The organism is Pseudomonas sp. LAIL14HWK12:I7, assembly GCF_000483465.1.
GTDB lineage: Bacteria > Pseudomonadota > Gammaproteobacteria > Pseudomonadales > Pseudomonadaceae > Aquipseudomonas > Aquipseudomonas kermanshahensis.
The window spans coordinates 687195-707893 of sequence record NZ_KI519605.1; the positions used below are offsets into that span (position 1 = coordinate 687195).

The window sequence follows — 20699 nt, forward strand, 5'->3', positions numbered from 1 at the left end:
CCTTGCGACTTGCGTGGTGGCTGGCTCTAGTTAGGCAGGTGGATCGGCAGCGTCAGAGGTTCGGTGTAACCGCCATAGTCATTGATGACGGAAAACTGTGCCTGCAAGCCTGGAGCTGGCTTGATTCCCGTGAGCGGGTAGGCATGCTCGGCGAAGGGTTCCAGCATGTCGGTGTTGTTCAAGGTGTGCTGCTGCCCCTGGCCGCTGACCTCGAGTCGAACGAAGGTGATGTGAAACGGCGATGGGTTGCGAACCAGCAAAGAGGGGGTGCCATTTTTCTCGCTCAGCGAGAACACCAGAGACTTCAATTGGCCTGTGGGCGTGCCCTTAAGCGCTGGCGGCCGATAGAACAGTTTGATTCGCGTGCGCAGGGCGATATTGAGTTGGTTGCCGGGTTCGGTGCTGGCTTGGGGGATTTCTTGCATATTGAAAAAAAACAATGATTCACGGTCATTCGGTAATGTGTGGGGTAAACCACTTATTTGAATAAGTTGTTCGTTGGCCGCGTTAAGTTTGAATAAGATGGGGGAGACGGCAAACGGAACAGCCGTGGTGGTGTCATCCGCGACGGTATTGATCCAGGTTTGTACCGCGTACGTACTCTTGGACGGGTTTTTCACGATGACGGACGTGCTTCGCTTATCGCCATTGAAAACAATGCGGGTATTATTCAATGTCAAAGCGGCCTGGCTGATGGCAGGGGCGGCGAGCATGCTTATGGCCAGGGAAATACAAGCGGCAAAACGTAAGCCAGCCGTGAATCTGAGTGGATTGATCATAACGGTTACCCATTGCACCCAGGCGTATCATTAACGCCTGGATGGTTTAGCGAGGTGCGCAAGGCACCGGGTGACACGCGTTGCTTACTTATAAGCAACCGAATAGCGGACGTGAGCCGATGCTAGACCTGCGGTTACGGTAGCGGCGGTGGAGCGGTAGTAGGCATCAAACCTCAGGTCGGTGGGCCCAGTTTGGTTGAGTGCATAGTCAACCGACGTTCCGCCAGGCGCGATCGATGCATTGCTGCTGTCGCGGATCACGATCGAGACACCCGTGGCGGCGCCGCTCACAGGGTTGACCTTGAAGTAGCTTCCGCTGCCGTCCGGATCACCGTTAAAGGTGACATTCGCATTGTTTTCGGTAATGCCGCAGCTAGCTTTAGGCGGTACGCGGACGGCAAAAGTGGCACCACGTACTTCGGTGCCGGCGACGCCACCGAACCTGCCCATCGGGACGTCACCCATTGCAACCCGATTGTCCACGCTACCGTCGCCTGGGTTAACAATTTCGATCGGGCATGTTTCAGAAGTGATGGTGCCTTCGAAGAAAACGGAACTGGCGAAGGCGGAGCTGCCCATCAAGCTGGCAAAGAGGCCTAGGGGGAGTGCGATTAGTTTGCGTTTCATACTGTGGCTCATGGTTGAAGGGGTTAGTGAGGGTGAGGAAATTGCACGAAGCGTGCCTGTAACGCCTCGACGCAAATACTAACGGCCATGAGTTTTGCAGGATGTAGGAATAAGCTAATTGATTGTGGGATTTTTAACGGAGCGCCTTGATGCAAAGCAAGGCGCTGGGGAGGTGTTTCAGTTTAGTGCGTACTGCCTTTGTCAGTTTGACTCAGTAGTTGCTTTTCCAAGTGCCAGTCGAATGGCTCACCCTCTTGCTCAGCTTCATGGCGGCGCTCTTCCAGTTGCTGGTAGAGGTCGAGTTCATCGTCGGGCATGAAGTGCAGGCAATCACCACCAAAGAACCACAACAAATCGCGCGGCACGAGGTGAGCAATTTGCGGATAACGCTGGATCACTTGGCAGAGCAGGTCCTGGCCGAGGTACTGGCTTTCCAGCGGGTTCTGGGGCAGCAGGGTGAGCAGTTCGTCGAAACGCTCGAGGAATAGGGCGTGGCTTTCTTCCGGCACCTGCTCGGCTTCACCGAGGGCAGCCAGGATGGTGCGCAGGTGTTGCAGCAGTTGCAGGTGATACTCCAGGTGCGGGTTGGCCATGAAAGGGTCCTCGGTGTGTCTGAAAAACGGGGCCGGAGTATACGCTGGCAGGGACCGCTGTGCGGCCCCTTTTGCGCGAGCGTTCAACGTACCTTGCCAGGTGTAGGCCCCAGCTGCTCCTTATCGAAAGCATCGACATCGATCACTGCGCGCCGAGCCTGTTCGGCGGCATGAAGGCGCTGTGCCTCAGCAGGCTGCAGTGCGCCAGCCTCGACAGCAGCATCGATAGCCGATTGCCCAGCGGCAGGTTTTACCTTGCCGTCCTTCAGGGCCTGATGCAGTGCCTTGTGCAAAGGTGCGGCGTCATCCAGCAAGTCGCTCGCACGCTGCAGCGCAGCGACCGGATCACCCTCAGCTTGTGGTCGATAACACCCAGCCAGCAGTTCTTCCAGCGCCGGGTCGCCCTTTTGCCGGCCAATCAGATCCGCCACTTCGGCGTCCAGTTCATCGCTGGGGCCGGTGTGGCAGCGGCCGAAGGGGAAGACCAGTACGCGCAGGGCGCAGCCGACGAAGCGGTTGGGGAAGTTGTCGAGAAGCCGGTCGAGCGCCTGCTCGGCCTTGCCCAGGCTCTCTTCCATGGCCCAGCGCAGAAGAGGTTGCATGTGCTCCGGCGAGCCGAGGTCGTGATACCGCTTGAGTGCCGCGCTGGACAGATACAGGTAGCTCAGCACGTCACCCAGGCGAGCGCTCAGGCGCTCGCGGCGCTTGAGTGCACCGCCCAACAGCATCATCGACAAATCTGCCAGCAGAGCAAACGCTGCAGCCTGGCGATTCAAGGCACGGAAATAGCCCTGGCTCAAGGCATCGCCTGGCACCCGTTTGAGGCGCCCCAGCCCCAGGCCGAGCACGATGGTGCTGGCGGCGTTGCCGGCAGCGAACATGATGTGCTTCATCAGCAGCTCATCGAACTCGACCAGCGCCTGCTCACGGTCTTCGCGGCCGGCCAGCGCCATTTCCTTGAGCACGAACGGGTGACAGCGAATGGCGCCTTGGCCAAAGATCATCAGGTTGCGCGAGAGGATGTTGGCCCCCTCGACGGTGATGAAGATCGGCGCACCCTGCCAATTGCGCCCCAGGTAGTTGTTCGGGCCCATGATGATGCCCTTGCCGCCGTGCACGTCCATGGCGTGCTGGATGCACTCGCGGCCACGTTCGGTCAGGTGATACTTGAGGATCGCCGACAGCACCGAAGGTTTTTCGCCCAGGTCCACCGCTTTGGCGGTCAGCAATCGGGCGCTGTCCATCAGCCAGGCATTGCCGCCAATGCGCGCCAAGGACTCCTGGATGCCTTCGAAGGCTGCCAGCGGCACGTTGAACTGTTCGCGGATATTGGCGTACTGGCCCGTCACCAGGCTGGTGTACTTGGCGGCACCAGTGCCCACTGCTGGCAGCGAGATGGAGCGGCCCACCGACAGGCAGTTCATCAGCATCATCCAGCCCTTGCCGAGCATGGCCTGGCCGCCGATCAGCATGTCTAGGGGCACGAACACGTCCTTGCCGCTGTTGGGGCCGTTCATGAAGGCGGCGCCGAGCGGCAGGTGGCGCTTGCCGATCTCCACGCCCGGGGTGTCGGTAGGAATCAGCGCCAGGCTGATACCCAAGTCCTCTTCGTCGCCCAGCAAGTGCTCCGGGTCGTAGGCCTTGAACGCCAGGCCGAGCAGGGTCGCGACCGGGCCGAGGGTGATATAGCGTTTTTCCCAGTTCAGGCGCAGCCCGATGACTTCTTCGCCTTGCCAATGGCCTTTGCAGATGATGCCGGTATCCGGCATGGCGCCGGCATCCGAGCCCGCCAGTGGGCCGGTCAGGGCGAAGCAGGGGATCTCGTCGCCGCGTGCCAGGCGCGGCAGGTAGTGGCTGCGTTGTTCATCGGTGCCGTAGTGCAGCAGCAGTTCGGCCGGGCCGAGCGAGTTGGGCACCATCACCGTCGAGGCCAGGTCGCCGCTGCGGGTGGCCAGTTTCATTGCAACCTGCGAGTGGGCGTAGGCCGAGAAGCCCTTGCCGCCGTATTCCTTGGGGATGATCAGGGCGAAGAAGCCCTGCGCTTTGATGTGCGCCCAGGCTTCAGGGGGCAGGTCCATGTCCTGGCCGATCTGCCAGTCGCTGACCATGGCGCACAGTTCTTCAGTGGGGCCGTCGATGAAGGCCTGTTCTTCTTCAGTCAGTTTCGGTGCCGGGTAGGCCAGCAAGGTGCGCCAGTCGGGGCGGCCGCTGAACAGTTCGCCATCCCACCAGACGGTGCCGGCGTCGATGGCTTCGCGCTCGGTCTGCGACATGGGCGGCAGGGTACGCTGGAACCACTTGAACACTGGGCCGGTGAACACCTTGCGCCGCCATTCCGGCAGGGCCACCAAGGCGATTTTCACGGCCAGCACGACCCACAGCAGGGCCAGCAGCCAGCCGGGTGCGCTGCTGAAAATACCCATCAGCAGCACGTAGGCTGCCATGATGCCCAGTATCTGCAAGGGCGCCAGGCGCCGGTGCGTGAGGTATGCCGCGCCGATCACCAGTACCACCAACCACAACAGCAACATAATCGGTCCTCCTTGGAACCAAGGGCTTGAGCCGTCCCAGACAGCTTAGACGCAACGCTGTGAACGGCCTGTTCAGAACAGTGACAGGGTGTGGCGGTGGGAGTTTCAGATCATTGTTGGCCTGTGCCGGCCCTTTCGCGGGCAAGCCCGCTCCCACAGGGATACCGTTGGTTTGAAGATTGTGGTGATTCCTGTGGGAGCGGGCTTGCCCGCGAAGAGGCCAGTACAGGCAATAAAACTCTGGAGTAGACTGTTCACCCTCTGCATTCCATAAGGACGTTGCCATGCTGAAGATCTGGGGCCGCAAGAATTCGAGCAATGTGCGCAAGGCGCTGTGGATCGCCCACGAGTTGGGCCTTGATTTCGAATCCATCGACGCCGGCGGCGCCTTCGGCGTGGTCAACGAGCCGCATTACCGCGCCCGCAACCCCAACGGCCTGGTGCCGATGCTCGAAGACGTCGACCTGACGCTGTGGGAGTCCAACACCATCGTTCGCTACCTGTGCGCCGAGTACGGCGCCGAGCAGGGCTGGTACCTGGAAGACCCGCGCCAGCGCGCCTTGGCCGACAAGTGGATGGACTGGACCACCTCGTCCTTCGCTACCCCCTTCCGCCCGCTGTTCTGGGGCCTGCTGCGCACGCCGGAAGACCAGCGCGACTGGGTGGCGATCAACGCCGCGCACAAGCAGTGCGCGCAATTGCTAGCCATCGCCGACGAAACCCTGGCCCAGCAGCCGTACCTGTCCGGTGACCAGATCGGCATGGGCGACATCCCACTGGGTAGCTTCATCTACGCCTGGTTCAAAATGCCTATCGAGCGCCCGGCCATGTATCACCTGGAGGCCTGGTATGCGCGCCTGAAGCAGCGCCCGGCCTACCAGGCGGCCGTGATGACCGCGCTGACTTGAACCTGCCTCGATAGTCATTATCAATACATGTGACTGTACTTGTGTGGCCGGGCCTTGCACCATGGCCGCACTCACTGCGCCAGTGACTTTGCCTGGCGTGTCCTGAACCTTTTTTCTCGGTAAATGGCCCGCTATGAGTTCCGCCCTGTCCATTCGACAGCTGACCAAGACCTACGGTAATGGCTTCCAGGCCCTCAAGGGCATCGACCTGGACGTTGCCGAAGGCGACTTCTTCGCCTTGCTCGGCCCCAACGGCGCCGGCAAATCCACCACCATCGGTATTCTTTCGACCCTGGTCAACAAGACCAGCGGCACGGTGAACGTATTCGGCCACGACCTGGACCGCGAGCCTTCGGCGCTCAAGCGCTGCCTGGGCGTGGTGCCGCAAGAGTTCAACTTCAACCAGTTCGAGAAGGTCTTCGACATCGTCGTCACCCAGGCAGGCTACTACGGCATCCCGCCAAAGCTTGCCAAGGAGCGCGCCGAGCAGTACCTCACCCAGCTGGGGCTGTGGGACAAGCGTGACGTGCCTTCCCGCTCGTTGTCGGGTGGCATGAAGCGCCGCCTGATGATCGCCCGTGCCTTGATCCACGAACCGCGCCTGCTGATCCTCGACGAGCCCACCGCGGGTGTGGACATCGAGCTGCGCCGTTCGATGTGGAGCTTCCTCACCGAGCTCAACCAGAAGGGCATCACCATCATCCTCACCACCCACTACCTGGAAGAGGCCGAGCAGCTGTGCCGCAACATCGGCATCATCGACCACGGCACCATCGTCGAGAACACCAGCATGCGCCAGCTGCTGGGCAAGCTGCACGTCGAGACCTTCGTCCTCGACATCAAGCAGGACCTGGCCTCGCCGCCTGTGCTGCAAGGCTACCCGTGCCGGCTGCTGACCCCGCACACCCTGGAAGTGCAGGTGGAGAAGGACATCGGCATTACCGCACTGTTCGGCCAGCTGGCGCTGCAGAACATCGAGGTGCAAAGCCTGCGAAACAAGACCAATCGACTTGAGGAGCTGTTCGTGTCCCTGGTGGAAAAAAACCTGTCGAAGGTGGCCGTATGAGTGTGGAACTGCGCACCAACTGGGTCGCCCTGAACACCATCGTCTACCGCGAAGTACGGCGCTTTTTGCGCATCTGGCCGCAGACCCTGCTGCCGCCAGCGATCACCATGGTTTTATACTTCGTCATCTTCGGTAACCTGATCGGCCGGCAGATCGGCGACATGGGCGGCTTCACCTACATGCAGTACATCGTGCCGGGGCTGATCATGATGTCGGTGATCACCAACTCCTACGGTAACGTGGTGTCGAGCTTCTTCGGCAGCAAGTTCCAGCGCTCCATCGAGGAGCTGATGGTGTCCCCGGTGTCGCCACACACCATTCTTGTGGGGTATGTGCTGGGTGGCGTGCTGCGTGGCTTGGCGGTCGGGGTGATCGTCACCATCCTGTCGATGTTCTTCACCGACCTGCAGGTGCATCACCTGGGTGTGACCGTGGTCGTGGTACTGCTGACGGCCACCATCTTCTCGTTACTGGGCTTCGTCAACGCGGTGTTCGCGCGCAACTTCGACGATATCTCGATCATCCCGACCTTCGTGCTGACGCCGCTGACTTACCTGGGCGGGGTGTTCTACTCGATCAACCTGCTGCCGCCGTTCTGGCAGACCGTGTCACTGGCCAACCCGGTGCTGCACATGGTCAACTCGTTCCGCTACGGCATCCTAGGGGTGTCGGATATCAGTATCGGGACGGCGATCACCTTTATGTTGGTGGCTACCGCAGTGCTGTACACCCTGTGCATCCGCCTGCTGGTCAGCGGCCGCGGCATGCGCGCCTGAGCCTTTGAGTTTGCGCCGGCGCCACTGCCGGCCCACCCACCAACGCCAGTACAGCAAGGTGCTGAAGTAGGCGAGGATGCCCAGCACCACGCCACACACCACCGAGCCGAGCAGGAAGGGTTGCCACAGGGTCGACAGCTGGTCGGTGATCCATTCGAAGGTCAGGTCGTCGGGCAGGGTGCGCGGCGGTATCTGCAGCAGCCAGGCGCCGGTCATGTAGGTGACGAAGAACACCGGTGGCATGGTCAGCGGGTTGGTCAGCCACACCAGGCTGACCGCGATCGGCAGGTTGCCGCGCACCGGGATCGCCAGCGCAGCGGCCAGCAGCATCTGCATGGGGATGGGGATAAGCGCCGCGAACAGGCCCACACCCATGGCCCGGGCCACCGAGTGCCGGTTCAGGTGCCAGAGGTTCGGGTCGTGCAGCAACGTGCCGAAAAAGCGTAAGGACTTGTGTTCCCGAATGCTGGTCGGATCCGGCATGTAGCGTTTGAAAAGTCGGCGCGGCATGTAGGCTCCCGGGGCGTTGATCGGGGCAGTATGCCTTGATTCCTTAACGGCCTCGTTTAGAGTTTGTGACAATTGTTGAGCAAGCTTTGCCGGCATTTGCGCTATGCCTGAGAAGGTCATTTCGCAGCGGAGCTCTACCTCATGCGCACAGGGATGTTTGCGCTCGCGCTCGGGCTGCTCTGCCTGGGCTTTCTCCCCATATTGCCATCGGTCGGATGGCTACTTCTGCTGTTTGTCGGTGGTGTTGCCAGCCTGTTCACGCGGTTTTGGCCAGTAGGCTGGTTTCTGTTGGGCCTGTGCTGGGCGTGCGGGTCGGCCCAGCGAGCGCTGGATGATCGACTCGCGCCTGAACTGGATGGCCGCACGTTGTGGCTGGAGGGCAAGGTTGTCGGCCTGCCGAGCCGTACCGCGCATGGCGTGCGCTTCGAACTGGAACAGCCCCACTCACGGCGCGGCGAACTGCCGCAACGCTTGCAACTGAGCTGGTTCAACGGGCCGGCTGTGCGGGCGGGCGAACAGTGGCGGTTGGCAGTGACCTTGCAGCGGCCTGCCGGCCTGCTCAACCCCCATGGGCCTGATCGAGAGGCACAGTTGCTGGCTCGGCGAGTGGGGGCTACTGGCACGGTCAAGGCCGGGCAGGTATTGAGCGCTGTAGCGGGCAGCTGGCGAGACCAACTGCGGCAACGGTTGTTGGCGGTCGAGGCCAATGGCCGGCAAGCGGCGTTGGTGGCCTTGGTGCTGGGCGACGGTGCGGGCCTGCCCCGCGAGGACTGGCAGACGCTGCAGGCCACAGGCACGGTGCACCTGCTGGTGATTTCCGGGCAGCACATCGGCCTGGTGGCGGGGTTGCTCTATGGCCTGGTTGCCGGGCTGGCACGCTGGGGCCTGTGGCCCGCGCAGCTGCCCTGGCTTCCCTCGGCCTGCGGCCTGGCGATGACCGCAGCGCTGGCCTACGGCTGGCTTGCCGGTGGCGGTGTGCCGGTGCAGCGGGCCTGCCTGATGCTGGCGGTAGTGTTGCTTTGGCGTCTGCGCTTTCGTCACCTTGGCGCAATGCTGCCATTGCTGCTGGCGCTGGTCGCGGTGCTGTTGTTCGAACCCTTGGCGGCGCTGTTGCCGGGGTTCTGGCTGTCGTTTGCCGCCGTGGCGACCTTGATCTACTGCTTCAGTGCCCGCTTGGGCGGCTGGCGGCCCTGGCAGGCCTGGACGCGTGCGCAGTGGGTGATCGCCATCGGCTTGCTGCCGGTGCTGCTGGCCACTGGCTTGCCAGTGAGCCTGAGTGCGCCCCTGGCCAACTTGCTGGCGGTGCCGTCGGTCAGCCTTGCGGTGTTGCCGTTGGCTTTGCTGGGCACGCTGCTGTTGCCCGTGGCGGGTGTCGGCGAAGCGTTGCTGTGGCTGGCCGGGGGCTTGCTGGAGGTGCTGTTCAGGGTCCTGGCCCTGGCCGCGAGCTGGCGCCCGGCGTGGGTGCCGCCAGCCTTGCCGCTGTGGGCCTGGTCAGTGGTGTGCCTGGGTGCGTTGCTGGTGCTGCTACCCCGTGGCGTGCCCTTGCGGGGGTTGGGCGGGCTCATGCTGCTGGCGTTATGGGTGCCCCGCGAGTCGGTGCCCTTGGGGCAGGTAGAAGTCTGGCAGTTGGATGTCGGCCAGGGGCTCGCGGTGCTGCTGCGTACCCGCCAGCACAGCCTGCTCTACGATGCGGGGCCAGCAAAAGGGGAGTACGACGCGGGGGAGCGGGTGGTGCTGCCGACCCTGCGCAAGCTGGGCGTAAGCCACTTGGATGCGATGCTGATCAGCCACGCCCATGCCGACCATGCCGGGGGCGCGCTGGCCATTGCGCAGGGCATCCCGGTCACGCGGGTGCTCGGTGGCGAGGGGCTGGAGGGTCTTGGGCTGCAGCCGTGTGTCACGGGTGAGCAATGGGAGTGGGATGGCGTGCGTTTTTCCCTGTGGCATTGGGCTGAAGGGCAGAGCAGCAACGACCGCTCATGCGTGCTGCTGGTCGAGGCGCAAGGGGAGCGCTTGCTGTTGGCAGGCGATTTGGAAGCCGCTGCCGAACGGGCCTGGCTGGCATCCACTGAAACACCCCGCATCGATTGGCTGCAGTCCCCGCACCATGGCAGTCGCAGCTCGTCCACCGAGGCATTCATCCGCGCCACGGCGCCACGTGGGGTGCTGATTTCGCGGGGGCGCAACAATGGTTTTGGTCATCCGCATGCCCAGGTGCTCGAGCGCTATCGGCGGCATGGGCTGGCGATTCATGATACAGCGGTGGAGGGCGCGTTGCGCTTGGTGCTGGGGGGGCAGGGTGACGTTGAGGGGGTGCGGGGGCAGCGGCGCTTCTGGCGTGAAGCGGGCAGTGGCTGATCGGGCCCTTTCGCGGGCAAGCCCGCTCCCACAGGTGCAGCACTGCTTTCAGGTTTGGTGATGTATCTGGACTGTCACCAAGGTGGTAAGTGGGTCCGGCCAATTCCCTGACCTTCGGCAGATGAGCCCCCGGCGGTCCTATGGTAGAGTGGCGGCCTTTTTCCGAAGGGGCGTTTACTGTGTGGGAATTGGTCAAGTCCGGTGGTTGGATGATGCTGCCGATCATTCTGAGTTCCATCGTTGCCATGGCTATCGTCGTCGAGCGCCTGTGGACCCTGCGCGCCAGTCGCGTGACCCCGCCACACCTGCTGGGCCAGGTCTGGATGTGGATCAAGGACAAGCAACTCACCAGTGACAAGCTCAAGGCCCTGCGCGCCGATTCGCCGCTGGGCGAAATCCTTGCCGCAGGCCTCGCCAACTCGCGCCATGGCCGCGAAATCATGAAAGAGTGCATCGAGGAGGCCGCATCGCGCGTCATCCACGAGCTGGAGCGTTACATCAGCACCCTTGGCACCATTGCCGCGATGGCCCCGTTGCTGGGCCTGCTGGGCACCGTGCTGGGCATGATCGACATTTTCAGCGCCTTCATGGGCTCGCAGATGACTGCCAACGCCGCCGTGCTGGCCGGGGGTATTTCCAAGGCCCTGGTCACCACCGCAGCAGGCTTGATGATCGGTATCCCGGCGGTGTTCTTCCACCGTTTCCTGCTGCGCCGCATCGATGAGCTGGTGGTTGGCATGGAACAAGAGGCGATCAAACTGGTGGAAGTGATCCAGGGCGACCGTGAAGTCGAAGTGGCCGGAGGCAAGGCGTGAAGTTTCGGCGCAACCGCCAGCGGGAAAACGTCGACATCAACCTGGCGTCGCTGATCGACGTGGTGTTCGTCCTGTTGCTGTTCTTCGTGGTCACCACCACTTTCACCCGCGAGACGCAACTGCGCGTCGAACTGCCCGAGGCCGCCAGCGCCGAGCAGCCACCGGCCGATGAGCGCAAACTGGTGGAAGTCACCATCAGCGCCGAGGGCGTGTATTCGGTCAACAACAACCTGCTGCCCAAAAGCGACCTGGCCACCTTGAGCGAGGCCATTGAGCGTGAGTCGGGCGGCGATCACACGTTACCGCTGGCGATCAGCGCCGACGGCAAGACACCGCACCAGGCCGTGGTGACTGCGATGGATGCGGCCGGCAAGCTCGGTTTCAGCCAGTTGCGCATGACCACCGTCGAGGCAGCCCAGGGGACGCCTTGATGGCCTTTGCCGACCGTTTGCTCGCCGCCTGGTACGCCGGGCACCCGGCCCTGGCGCTGCTGCGCCCGCTTGAAGCCCTGTACCGCCGCGTGGTGACGCGCAAGCGTGCGCGGTTTCTCAGTGGCGAAAGTGCCAGCTACCGCGCGCCGGTGCCGGTAATCGTGGTGGGCAACATTACCGTGGGTGGCACTGGCAAGACGCCGATGATCCTCTGGCTGATCGAGCATTGCCGCCGGCAGGGGCTCAAGGTCGGTGTGGTCAGCCGCGGTTATGGCGCCAAGCCAGCTCACCTGCCTTGGCGCGTTGAGGCCGACCAGGCTGCCGACCAGGCTGGTGACGAGCCGCTGTTGATCGTCCAGCGCACGGGCGTACCGCTGATGATTGACCCCGACCGCTCGCGTGCGGTGCAGGCGCTGCTGGCCAGTGAGCCGCTTGACCTGGTCCTGTGCGATGACGGCATGCAGCACTACCGCCTGGCGCGAGACCTGGAGCTGGTGCTGATCGACGCCGCCCGCGGCCTGGGCAATGGCCGCTGCCTGCCCGCCGGGCCGCTGCGCGAGCCGGCCGAGCGCCTGCAAGAAGCCGACGCAGTGCTGTTCAACGGTGCTCGCGCCGACTCACCCGCGGGCTTTGCCTTCAGCTTGCAGCCCTCGGCACTGGTCAATGTGCGCAGCGGTGAGCGGCGTGGCGTGAATCTGTTCCCGCCTGGCCAGCGCCTGCACGCGGTGGCGGGCATCGGTAACCCGCAGCGTTTCTTCAATACCCTGCAAGGGCTAAACTGGCAGCCGGTGCCGCACCCGTTCGCAGACCATGCGCAGTTCAGCGCCGAGCGCCTGTCGTTCACGCCGCCGTTACCGTTGGTGATGACTGAGAAAGATGCAGTCAAATGCCGTGCCTTCGCCGCTGACGACTGGTGGTACCTGGCCGTCGAGGCGCAGCCGTCGCCTGCCTTCAGCGCCTGGTTCGACAGCCAGTTGCAGCGCCTGCTGCCTGGGCACCCAACGCCCTGAGCCCCTTTTCAATTTCCGGCCACCTGGCCTCAAGGAAGCTTCCATGGACACCAAACTGCTCGATATCCTGGCCTGCCCGATCACCAAGGGCCCGCTCAAGCTCAGCGCCGACAAGACCGAGCTGATCAGCAAGGGCGCGGGCCTGGCTTACCCGATTCGCGACGGCATCCCGGTGATGCTGGAAAGCGAAGCGCGTACCTTGACCGACGATGAGCGCCTGGACAAATGAGCCCGGACTACACGGTAGTGATCCCCGCCCGCCTGCGCTCTTCGCGCCTGCCGGGCAAGCCGCTGGCGCTGATCGCCGGTAAGCCGATGGTCCAGCACGTGTGGGAACAGGCGCGCAAGAGCGCGGCCAGCCGTGTGGTCATCGCCACGGATGACGCCAGCATCGTCGAGGCCTGCCAGGCATTTGGCGCCGAAGTGCTGCTGACTCGCGCCGACCACGAATCCGGTACCGACCGCCTGGCCGAAGTGGCAGCGCACCTCGGGCTGCCCGCCGACGCCATCGTGGTCAACGTGCAGGGCGACGAGCCGCTGATTCCGCCGGTGATCATCGACCAGGTGGCGGCCAACCTGGCGACCCACCCGGAAGCTGGTATCGCCACCTTGGCCGAGCCGATCCACGAGCCACAGGTGGTGTTCAACCCTAATGCGGTCAAGGTGGTCTGCGACAAGAACGGCCTGGCCCTGAGCTTCAGCCGTGCGCCGCTGCCCTGGGCGCGTGATGCCTTCGCCGCCAACCGCGAGCAACTGCCGGAAGGCGTGCCTTATCGTCGCCACATCGGCATGTATGCCTACCGCGTGGGCTTCCTTCAGGACTTCGTCGGTTGGGGCCCGTGCTGGCTCGAGCAAACCGAAGCCTTGGAGCAGTTGCGTGCCTTGTGGCATGGTGTGCGCATTCATGTCGAAGACGCCCTCGAGGCGCCCGCGGTGGGTGTCGATACCCCTGAAGACCTGGAGCGCGTACGGCGCTTGCTGGAGGCCTGATGCGCGTCCTGTTCGTTTGCCTGGGCAACATCTGTCGCTCGCCTACCGCCGAAGGCGTGCTGCGCCATCAGTTGCAGGCCGCGGGGCTTGCCGAGCAGGTGCACGTGGCGTCTGCCGGTACCGGTGACTGGCATGTCGGCAAGGCGCCCGACAGCCGCACCTGCAAGGCCGCTCTGGCGCGGGGCTACGACCTTTCGCAGCAGCGCGCACAGCAGGTCAATGTGGCCCACTTTGCCGAGTACGACCTGATCCTGGCCATGGACGAAAGCAACTTGAGCCATTTGCGTGCCATGCGCCCGCAGTCTTCGCCCGGCGAGCTCGACCTGTTCCTGCGCCGCTATGGCGCGAAACTCGATGAAGTGCCAGACCCGTACTACGGCGGCGCGGAGGGTTTCGAGCAGGTCCTGGACCTGATTGAGGAAGCGTGCAAAGCGTTGGTCGCGGAAATCAAGGGGCGGTTATGACAGCGCTGTGGCAGGAGCACGTTTCGCTCAAGCCTTACAACACCTTTGGCATTGACGTCAGGGCCCGGCATTTCAGCCAGGTGCATGATGACGACGAGGTGCGTGATGCGCTGGCCGAAGCGCACCGCCGAGGCGTGCCGGTGCTGGTTATTGGCGGTGGCAGCAACCTGCTGCTGACCGGTGATGTCGACGCGTTGGTGCTGCACATGGCCAGCCGTGGCCGCCGCGTGCTCAGCGATGACGGTGAGCACGTTGTGGTCGAAGCCGAGGCGGGCGAGCCCTGGCACCCGTTCGTGCAGTGGACGCTGGCACAAGGTTTTTGCGGGCTGGAGAACCTCAGCCTGATCCCGGGCACGGTGGGCGCTGCGCCCATGCAGAACGTGGGCGCCTATGGCGTCGAGATCAAGAACGTGTTCGCCGGCTTGACTGCGCTGGACCGCCAGACCGGCGAGCTGCGTGACTTTGGGCTGGAAGAATGCGCCTTTGGCTACCGCGACAGCCTGTTCAAGCGTAACCCTGGGCGCTGGCTGATCTTACGCGTGCGCTTCATGCTGACCCACACGCTGCAAGCCCACCTGGACTATGGCCCTGTGCGCCAGCGTTTGGTGGAGCAGGGCGTAGTGCAGCCGAGTGCGCAGGCGATCAGTGATGCCATCTGCAGCATTCGCCGCGAGAAGTTGCCGGACCCCGCCGAGTTGGGCAATGCCGGGAGCTTTTTCAAGAACCCAGTGGTGTCTGCCGCGCTTGTCGAGCGTATACGGGGGCAGTTCCCGGGTGTCGTGGCTTATCTCCAGGCCGATGGCCAGGTGAAGCTGGCGGCAGGGTGGTTGATCGAACAGGCGGGGTGGAAGGGCTATCGCGATGGCGATGCCGGCGTGCATCGGTTGCAGTCGTTGGTGCTGGTCAATTATGGCCAGGCGAGCGGGGCGCAGCTGCATGACCTGGCGCGGCGGATTCAGGCAGATATCCACGAGCGATTCGGGGTTGAGCTGGAAATGGAGCCTAACCTGTACTGAGGCGTGCTGTAGGAGCAGCCTTGCGCTGCGAAGAGGCCGGTGAAATCACCGCAGATCTTTGGTGTTTACACTGGCCTCTTCGCAGCACAAGGCTGCTCCTACCTGTTTCGGGTTGAGGCCTGAATAGAGGCAAGCAAGAAAAAGCCCCGCCAGTTCGCACTGGCGGGGCTTTTTCATTCAGCCTTGGCTATCAGCCGTGATGAGGTTTGTGCTCATCAGCGGTTTCCAGGGCAGTTTCCTGCGTCGATGCAGCAGCTTCCTGCGCGGCTTTGGCAGCAGCCTCGGCTTCACGCTTGCGGCGACGCACTTCGCGTGGGTCGTTAGGCGCGCGGCCGTTTGCCAGCATCACAGTGGCGGTTTCGACCGCCGCAGGTGCTTCGACCGGTGCAGGCTCTACCGCAACTGGAGCAGGCTCAACGACCACTTCAGGCTGGGCTTCGGCAAGCGGAGCAGGTGCTTCGATGACCGGTGCTTGTTCGATGAAGGCCGGGGACTTTTCGATTTCACCGGCTTCGACCGCTGCAGCTTCCGCTGGGGCTTCGGCAACCACTGCAGGTTCGGCCGCGGGGGCTTCTTCCACGACCGGCTGTGGCGCAACTTCAACCACAGGTTCGGCAGTCGCTTCCACCACTACGGGTTCGCTGACAGGTTGTTCGACCACCGGAGCAATGGTGACTTCCTCGGCCTGCACAACGGCTTCGACCTGCTCGGCGGGCTTGGCGACTTCGCGGGTGTCGGTTTCGGCGACTTCAGCGGTGGCGCGCTCGGCCTGCTGATTGGCTTGGGCTTCGGCATCGGCACTGATGCTGCTGCTGGCAACAGCCGCGGTCACAGCCAGGCCGGCAGCCAGTTCGGCACCCAGCTCGCTGGCCTGGTGCTGTTGTGGCTGCTCTTCGCTGCCGTCGTCTTCGCTACCTTCGATCAGCTCACCGTTGGCATTGCGCTGACGCTCGCGACGGTTGCTGCGACGACGCTGGCCGCGGGAACGGCGGCGCGGACGCTCGCCATCGGCGCCTTCCTGCTCGTCTTGCAGCAGCTCTTCGTTCGGCAGTTGCTCTTCGGCAAGCTCTGCAGCCTGCTCGGTGGCTTCTTCGCTGGCACGTGGCTGGCGCTCTTCACGCGGTGGGCGTGGGGCACGCTCTTCACGTGGTGCGCGTTCTTCGCGAGGTGCGCGTTCTTCACGCGGGGCACGCTCTTCACGCGGAGCACGTTCTTCACGTGGCGCGCGCTCTTCGCGAGGGGCACGTTCTTCACGCGGTGCACGCTCTTCGCGTGGGGCGCGTTCTTCACGGGCTACACGCTCTTCACGTGGCTGGCGCTCTTCACGGGCAGCGGGCGCCGGCGTGGCTTCCAGCGGCTCGCGCAGTTCGCGTACCGGGCGTTCTTCGCGGTTGCCACGACGGTCTTCGCGAGGCTGACGTGGTTGGCGCTCTTCGCGCGGTGCACGTTCTTCTCGCGGGGCACGTTCTTCACGTGGTGCGCGTTCTTCGCGAGGCTGACGCTCTTCGCGTGGTGCGCGCTCGGCACGCTCTTCGCGTGGCTTGCGCTCTTCATCGCGGCGGCCGTTACGGTTGCGGGTCTGCTGGCGGCCGTTGCGACGCTCTTCGTTGCGCGGGGTGCGTTCAGCGGCTGGTTTTTCGGCAGTGACGGCCGGTGCGGCGACCGGTTCGTCCTTGCCGGCGAACAGGCTGACCAGCGACTTGACCAGGCCTTTGAACAGGCTTGGCTCTGGGGCGCTTGGCGCTGGGGCTACCGGTGCGGCAGGCTGCTGCGGCTCTTCGACAGTGCTCGGCACCGGCGCGTTGGCGCGGGCCGGGGCAGTCTTCACCGCGGCTTCCTGGCGAACCAAGGTGCGGGTGGCGGTCGGCTGCGGCGCTTCTTCGGTTTCGGTGGCAGCGATCTCGTAGCTGGACAGGTTGTTCAGCACTTCCGGGTTGTCGTCGCGCAGGCGCTGGACTTCGAAGTGCGGGGTTTCCAGGTGATCGTTCGGCAGGATGATGATGCGTGCACGGGTGCGCAGTTCGATCTTGGTGATCGAGTTGCGTTTCTCGTTCAGCAGGAAAGCAGCGACCGGGATCGGCACCTGGGCGCGCACTTCGGCAGTGCGGTCCTTCAGCGCTTCTTCCTCGATCAGGCGCAGGATGGCCAGCGACAGCGACTCGACGTCACGGATGATGCCGGTACCCGAGCAGCGTGGGCAGACGATGCCGCTGCTTTCGCCCAGCGATGGGCGCAGGCGCTGACGGGACATTTCCAGCAGGCCGAAGCGCGAGATGCGGCCAACCTGAACGCGGGCGCGGTCGGCCTCAAGGCACTCACGCACACGCTCTTCGACGGCGCGCTGGTTCTTGGCCGGGGTCATGTCGATGAAGTCGATGACGATCAGGCCGCCGATATCACGCAGACGCAGTTGGCGGGCGATTTCTTCGGCCGCTTCCAGGTTGGTCTGCAGGGCGGTTTCCTCGATGTCGCTGCCTTTGGTGGCGCGCGCCGAGTTGATGTCGATGGAGACCAGGGCCTCGGTCGGGTCGATCACGATCGAACCGCCGGACGGCAGGTCGACGACGCGCTGGAAGGCGGTCTCGATCTGGCTTTCGATCTGGAAGCGGTTGAACAGCGGGACGCTGTCTTCGTACAGCTTGACCTTGCTGGCGTACTGCGGCATCACCTGGCGGATGAAGGTCAGGGCTTCTTCCTGAGCGTCCATGCTGTCGATCAGCACTTCGCCGATGTCCTGGCGCAGGTAGTCGCGGATGGCGCGGATGATGACGTTGCTTTCCTGGTAGATCAGGAATGGCGCGGCGCGGTCAAGGGAGGCTTCCTTGATGGCGGTCCACAGCTGCAGCAGGTAGTCGAGGTCCCATTGCATTTCTTCGCTGCTGCGGCCAAGGCCGGCAGTGCGCACGATCAGGCCCATGTCGCCCGGCACGGTCAGGCCGTTCAGGGCTTCGCGCAGCTCGTTGCGCTCTTCGCCTTCGATGCGGCGGGAGATGCCGCCAGCGCGTGGGTTGTTGGGCATCAGCACCAGATAGCGGCCGGCCAGGCTGATGAAGGTGGTGAGGGCGGCGCCTTTGTTGCCGCGCTCTTCCTTCTCGACCTGGACGATGACTTCCTGGCCTTCGCTGAGGACGTCCTTGATGTTGACGCGGCCTTCGGGGGACTTCTTGAAGTACTCGCGGGAGATTTCTTTCAGCGGCAGGAAGCCGTGACGTTCGGAGCCGAAGTCGACGAAGGCGGCTTCGAGGCTAGGTTCGATGCGGGTGATCTTGCCTTTGTAGATGTTGGCCTTTTTCTGCTCACGGGCGCCGGACTCGATGTCCAGGTCGTAGAGGCGTTGGCCGTCCACCAGGGCTACACGCAACTCTTCGGGTTGAGTTGCGTTAATCAGCATTCTTTTCATGTTGTACCGTCGGTTTCCGGGCTGCCGGAAACGGCGTTCGGCACACACGACGTCTCATGGTCGGTGCCAAGGTGCGCAAAGGGTGGCGGGGCCACCCCCGTGTCGAGCGACGTTCGGCACCAGCCGGTTGCCCAGCCTGCCGTTGTCACGACGACGCGTCCTGTTTGCTGCGGTGCCTACCAGGCCCTTGTGGCTTTCGAATAGGTATCCGAATCAACCCAGCGGGCCAAGTGCACTCAGTCAGGAGGAGGAATCAACCTTCAGCCGTGGACGCCCGGAGGCATCTGTTTCAGGACCTTATCCGCTCGCCGCCCATGTCAGTGGGCCGGTGGCCGGACGCGGTGCTACACGGTCCGAGGGCTGTGCATCTCCACCCTGCACGTATCCCTGATAATTCGGGTGCTGCCGCGCGCTGAATCCGCAACGGGTTGCATTTTTCGCCAGCGCGGGTTCCGCGCTGGCGCCATTCATGTCCAAGGCAGGTATTTCCGAAGCATTCGCCGTGCGTTGCGTGGAAGCGACGAGGCGGGCAGAGGTGCAGCGAAAAGAATCGGGTAAGCAGGTGAAACACCGCACTTGTCGTTTTTTTTCGGTCTTCTCTACACAGCGCTGGTGGCGATTCCAGGCAATTCGGTAAACTGGCGAAAACCCCGTAGGACGGCCTCGCGTCCTGGAGAATTGCGAAGGTCAGGGACCGGCGAAGAGCCTGGTGCCGCTGGCCTGCCGCTTTTGGCGGCGTTCGCGACTATAGCAGCAATGATTAAGTGCTTCAATTCCATAAAAAATTGTTATGATCCCTTGATGACGACCAATACCCCTCCGACTTCCGGCGTTCAGCTGATCGAAGTCGCGCCGGAGCTTGCCGGCCAACGCATCGACAATTTCCTCATCACGGCCCTCAAGGGCGTGCCCAAGACGCTTGTCTACCGCATCCTGCGCAAGGGTGAAGTGCGGGTCAACAAGGGGCGCGTCAAGCCTGAGTACAAGATTCAGGCCGGCGATATCGTGCGGGTGCCGCCCGTCCGCTTGCCCGAGCGTGATGCGCCTGCGCCGGTGGCGCAAGGCCTGTTGCAGCGCCTGGAAGCGGCGATTGTCTATGAAGACAAAGCGCTGATCGTGATGAACAAGCCGGCCGGTATTGCCGTGCATGGCGGCAGTGGCCTGAGCTTTGGTGTGATCGAGGCGCTGCGCCAACTGCGCCCGGACGCCAAGGAACTTGAACTGGTGCACCGCCTGGACCGCGACACGTCCGGCCTGCTGATGATCGCCAAGAAGCGCAGCATGCTGCGCCACCTGCATGCCGCATTGCGTGGCGACGGTGTCGACAAGCGCTACATGGCCTTGGTGCGCGGCCATTGGCCGACCGCCAAGAAGCAGGTCAACGCACCGTTGCTCAAGAGCAACCTGCGTTCTGGCGAGCGTATGGTCGAGGTCAATGACGAGGGCAAGGAAGCGCTGACCCTGTTCCGCGTGCTGCGCCGTTTTGGCGAGTTCGCAACCATTGTCGAGGCGCGCCCGATCACCGGTCGTACTCACCAGATTCGTGTGCACACCTTGCATGCTGGGCACATGATCGCAGGCGACAGCAAGTACGGCGATGAAGACTTCAGCCGCGAAATCCGCGAGCTGGGCGGCAAGCGCTTGTTCCTGCATGCCTACGCCCTGACTGTGCCGCTGCCTGATGGCGGTGAGCTCAAGCTCGAGGCGCCGGTGGATGAGGTGTGGGCTAAGACGGTTGAGCGTTTGAGTGCGTCCTGATCTATGAAAAAGCCGTATGAACTGCTGATTTTCGACTGGGATGGCACCCTGGCCGACTCCATTGGCCGCATCGTCGAGGCCATGAATGCCGCCGCTGAGCGTGCCGGTGAGGCGCCAAGCCACGAAGAGGCGGTCAAGGGCATCATTGGCCTGGCCCTGGGTGAGGCGATCCATACCCTGTACCCGCACCTGACGCCGGCAGCGCTCGAGCGCTTCCGGCAGCACTATGCCGACATCTACATGGCGCTCGATCAGCAGCCCTCGCCGTTGTTCGAGGGCGTGGTCGAATCGCTGGATGCCTTCCGTGCCGAGGGTTACCGCCTGGCGGTGGCGACCGGCAAGGCGCGTCGCGGCTTGGATCGGGTGCTCAAGGCCAATGGCTGGGAGCAGTTCTTCGACATCACCCGTGCTGCCGACGAGACCCGTGGCAAGCCGCACCCGCTGATGCTCGAGGAAATTCTCGGCCATTGTGGTGTCGAACCAGGACGTGCGCTGATGGTCGGCGATTCGGCGTTCGACCTGCAGATGGCCAGCAATGCTGGCATGCATTCGGTGGCTGTCGGGTATGGCGCGATGTCGTTGCAGGCATTGGCCGAATTCGGCCCGCAGCTGTGCATCGATCATTTTTCCCAGTTGCGTGAGTGGCTGGGCCGTTCCGCGTAATTTC

At 63.3% G+C, this 20699-nt stretch carries 19 protein-coding genes; 13 read left to right on the top strand and 6 right to left on the bottom strand.

Going from position 1 to position 20699, the window contains the following annotated elements:
• Positions 1-26 precede the first annotated feature (26 nt).
• The 4 genes from D886_RS0122525 to D886_RS0122540 form a co-directional block, all read right to left on the bottom strand.
• Positions 27-779, bottom strand: coding sequence for a molecular chaperone (locus D886_RS0122525; RefSeq protein WP_027596059.1), 753 nt, complete (start codon positions 777-779; stop codon positions 27-29).
• Between the two features lie 84 nt (positions 780-863).
• Positions 864-1406 carry a fimbrial protein gene (locus D886_RS0122530; RefSeq protein WP_027596060.1) on the bottom strand — a complete coding sequence of 181 codons (543 nt, stop codon included), beginning with the start codon at positions 1404-1406 and terminating at the stop codon, positions 864-866.
• A gap of 182 nt (positions 1407-1588) precedes the next feature.
• The gene (locus tag D886_RS0122535) at positions 1589-1999 is read right to left on the bottom strand and encodes a PA2817 family protein (RefSeq protein WP_027596061.1); all 411 of its coding nucleotides are present in this window, start codon (positions 1997-1999) and stop codon (positions 1589-1591) included.
• 83 nt (positions 2000-2082) lie between these two features.
• Positions 2083-4530, bottom strand: a complete 2448-nt coding sequence (locus D886_RS0122540; RefSeq protein WP_027596062.1) for an acyl-CoA dehydrogenase — start codon at positions 4528-4530, stop codon at positions 2083-2085.
• Between the two features lie 284 nt (positions 4531-4814).
• Between D886_RS0122540 and D886_RS0122545 the strand changes: the two genes are divergently transcribed.
• The 3 genes from D886_RS0122545 (at position 4815) to D886_RS0122555 (ending at position 7280) form a co-directional block, all read left to right on the top strand.
• Positions 4815-5438 carry a glutathione S-transferase gene (locus D886_RS0122545; protein ID WP_027596063.1) on the top strand — a complete coding sequence of 208 codons (624 nt, stop codon included), beginning with the start codon at positions 4815-4817 and terminating at the stop codon, positions 5436-5438.
• Between the two features lie 133 nt (positions 5439-5571).
• Positions 5572-6504 carry an ABC transporter ATP-binding protein gene (locus D886_RS0122550; RefSeq protein ID WP_027596064.1) on the top strand — a complete coding sequence of 311 codons (933 nt, stop codon included), beginning with the start codon at positions 5572-5574 and terminating at the stop codon, positions 6502-6504.
• On the top strand, positions 6501-7280 hold the full coding sequence (locus tag D886_RS0122555) for an ABC transporter permease (protein WP_016500910.1): 780 nt from the start codon (positions 6501-6503) through the stop codon (positions 7278-7280). Before D886_RS0122550 ends, D886_RS0122555 begins: the two co-directional genes overlap by 4 nt.
• On the opposite strand, the gene D886_RS27205 is transcribed toward D886_RS0122555, so the two are convergent.
• Positions 7164-7790, bottom strand: a complete 627-nt coding sequence (locus D886_RS27205) for a DUF2062 domain-containing protein (RefSeq protein WP_143491078.1) — start codon at positions 7788-7790, stop codon at positions 7164-7166. The two genes, D886_RS0122555 and D886_RS27205, sit on opposite strands and share 117 nt — an antisense overlap.
• Positions 7791-7931: 141 nt before the next feature.
• Here D886_RS27205 and D886_RS0122565 point away from each other — a divergent pair, with 141 nt between their 5' ends.
• The 8 genes from D886_RS0122565 (at position 7932) to murB (ending at position 14874) form a co-directional block, all read left to right on the top strand.
• Positions 7932-10148, top strand: coding sequence for a DNA internalization-related competence protein ComEC/Rec2 (locus tag D886_RS0122565; protein WP_027596065.1), 2217 nt, complete (start codon positions 7932-7934; stop codon positions 10146-10148).
• A 179-nt stretch (positions 10149-10327) separates the two neighbouring features.
• Entirely contained in the window at positions 10328-10963 is a 636-nt protein-coding gene (locus D886_RS0122570; protein WP_027596066.1) for a MotA/TolQ/ExbB proton channel family protein, read from the top strand.
• Positions 10960-11394, top strand: coding sequence for a biopolymer transporter ExbD (locus D886_RS0122575; protein WP_027596067.1), 435 nt, complete (start codon positions 10960-10962; stop codon positions 11392-11394). Before D886_RS0122570 ends, D886_RS0122575 begins: the two co-directional genes overlap by 4 nt.
• Positions 11394-12404 (top strand): tetraacyldisaccharide 4'-kinase, encoded by a 1011-nt coding sequence (gene lpxK, locus D886_RS0122580; RefSeq protein ID WP_027596068.1) that lies wholly within the window; start codon positions 11394-11396, stop codon positions 12402-12404. Before D886_RS0122575 ends, lpxK begins: the two co-directional genes overlap by 1 nt.
• A gap of 43 nt (positions 12405-12447) precedes the next feature.
• Positions 12448-12633 (top strand): Trm112 family protein, encoded by a 186-nt coding sequence (locus D886_RS0122585; RefSeq protein WP_003247142.1) that lies wholly within the window; start codon positions 12448-12450, stop codon positions 12631-12633.
• Entirely contained in the window at positions 12630-13394 is a 765-nt protein-coding gene (gene kdsB / locus D886_RS0122590) for a 3-deoxy-manno-octulosonate cytidylyltransferase (RefSeq protein WP_027596069.1), read from the top strand. The genes D886_RS0122585 and kdsB overlap by 4 nt, the downstream gene beginning before the upstream one ends.
• Positions 13394-13858, top strand: a complete 465-nt coding sequence (locus D886_RS0122595; protein ID WP_027596070.1) for a low molecular weight protein-tyrosine-phosphatase — start codon at positions 13394-13396, stop codon at positions 13856-13858. The genes kdsB and D886_RS0122595 overlap by 1 nt, the downstream gene beginning before the upstream one ends.
• Positions 13855-14874: a UDP-N-acetylmuramate dehydrogenase gene (murB, locus tag D886_RS0122600; RefSeq protein WP_027596071.1), complete on the top strand. Its 1020-nt coding sequence runs from the start codon at positions 13855-13857 to the stop codon at positions 14872-14874. Before D886_RS0122595 ends, murB begins: the two co-directional genes overlap by 4 nt.
• A gap of 190 nt (positions 14875-15064) precedes the next feature.
• On the opposite strand, the gene rne is transcribed toward murB, so the two are convergent.
• Positions 15065-18274: a ribonuclease E gene (rne, locus tag D886_RS0122605; RefSeq protein ID WP_027596072.1), complete on the bottom strand. Its 3210-nt coding sequence runs from the start codon at positions 18272-18274 to the stop codon at positions 15065-15067.
• 801 nt (positions 18275-19075) lie between these two features.
• On the opposite strand from rne, the gene rluC reads away from it, so the two are divergent.
• Together rluC and D886_RS0122615 are read left to right on the top strand one after the other, a co-directional pair.
• Positions 19076-20032 (top strand): 23S rRNA pseudouridine(955/2504/2580) synthase RluC, encoded by a 957-nt coding sequence (gene rluC / locus D886_RS0122610; RefSeq protein WP_027596073.1) that lies wholly within the window; start codon positions 19076-19078, stop codon positions 20030-20032.
• A gap of 3 nt (positions 20033-20035) precedes the next feature.
• On the top strand, positions 20036-20695 hold the full coding sequence (locus D886_RS0122615) for an HAD family hydrolase (protein WP_027596074.1): 660 nt from the start codon (positions 20036-20038) through the stop codon (positions 20693-20695).
• Positions 20696-20699 lie beyond the last annotated feature (4 nt).

Bases quoted from the DNA above. Each gene is read 5' to 3' on its own strand.
- kdsB (WP_027596069.1), top strand. From the start codon at position 12,630: ATGAGCCCGGACTACACGGTAGTGATCCCCGCCCGCCTGCGCTCTTCG.
- D886_RS0122550 (WP_027596064.1), top strand. From the start codon at position 5,572: ATGAGTTCCGCCCTGTCCATTCGACAGCTGACCAAGACCTACGGTAAT.
- rne (WP_027596072.1), bottom strand. From the start codon at position 18,274: ATGAAAAGAATGCTGATTAACGCAACTCAACCCGAAGAGTTGCGTGTA.
- D886_RS0122540 (WP_027596062.1), bottom strand. From the start codon at position 4,530: ATGTTGCTGTTGTGGTTGGTGGTACTGGTGATCGGCGCGGCATACCTC.
- D886_RS0122615 (WP_027596074.1), top strand. From the start codon at position 20,036: ATGAAAAAGCCGTATGAACTGCTGATTTTCGACTGGGATGGCACCCTG.
- D886_RS0122555 (WP_016500910.1), top strand. From the start codon at position 6,501: ATGAGTGTGGAACTGCGCACCAACTGGGTCGCCCTGAACACCATCGTC.
- D886_RS0122595 (WP_027596070.1), top strand. From the start codon at position 13,394: ATGCGCGTCCTGTTCGTTTGCCTGGGCAACATCTGTCGCTCGCCTACC.
- D886_RS27205 (WP_143491078.1), bottom strand. From the start codon at position 7,790: ATGCCGCGCCGACTTTTCAAACGCTACATGCCGGATCCGACCAGCATT.
- D886_RS0122545 (WP_027596063.1), top strand. From the start codon at position 4,815: ATGCTGAAGATCTGGGGCCGCAAGAATTCGAGCAATGTGCGCAAGGCG.
- murB (WP_027596071.1), top strand. From the start codon at position 13,855: ATGACAGCGCTGTGGCAGGAGCACGTTTCGCTCAAGCCTTACAACACC.
- lpxK (WP_027596068.1), top strand. From the start codon at position 11,394: ATGGCCTTTGCCGACCGTTTGCTCGCCGCCTGGTACGCCGGGCACCCG.
- D886_RS0122525 (WP_027596059.1), bottom strand. From the start codon at position 779: ATGATCAATCCACTCAGATTCACGGCTGGCTTACGTTTTGCCGCTTGT.
- D886_RS0122585 (WP_003247142.1), top strand. From the start codon at position 12,448: ATGGACACCAAACTGCTCGATATCCTGGCCTGCCCGATCACCAAGGGC.
- rluC (WP_027596073.1), top strand. From the start codon at position 19,076: ATGACGACCAATACCCCTCCGACTTCCGGCGTTCAGCTGATCGAAGTC.
- D886_RS0122535 (WP_027596061.1), bottom strand. From the start codon at position 1,999: ATGGCCAACCCGCACCTGGAGTATCACCTGCAACTGCTGCAACACCTG.
- D886_RS0122565 (WP_027596065.1), top strand. From the start codon at position 7,932: ATGCGCACAGGGATGTTTGCGCTCGCGCTCGGGCTGCTCTGCCTGGGC.
- D886_RS0122530 (WP_027596060.1), bottom strand. From the start codon at position 1,406: ATGAAACGCAAACTAATCGCACTCCCCCTAGGCCTCTTTGCCAGCTTG.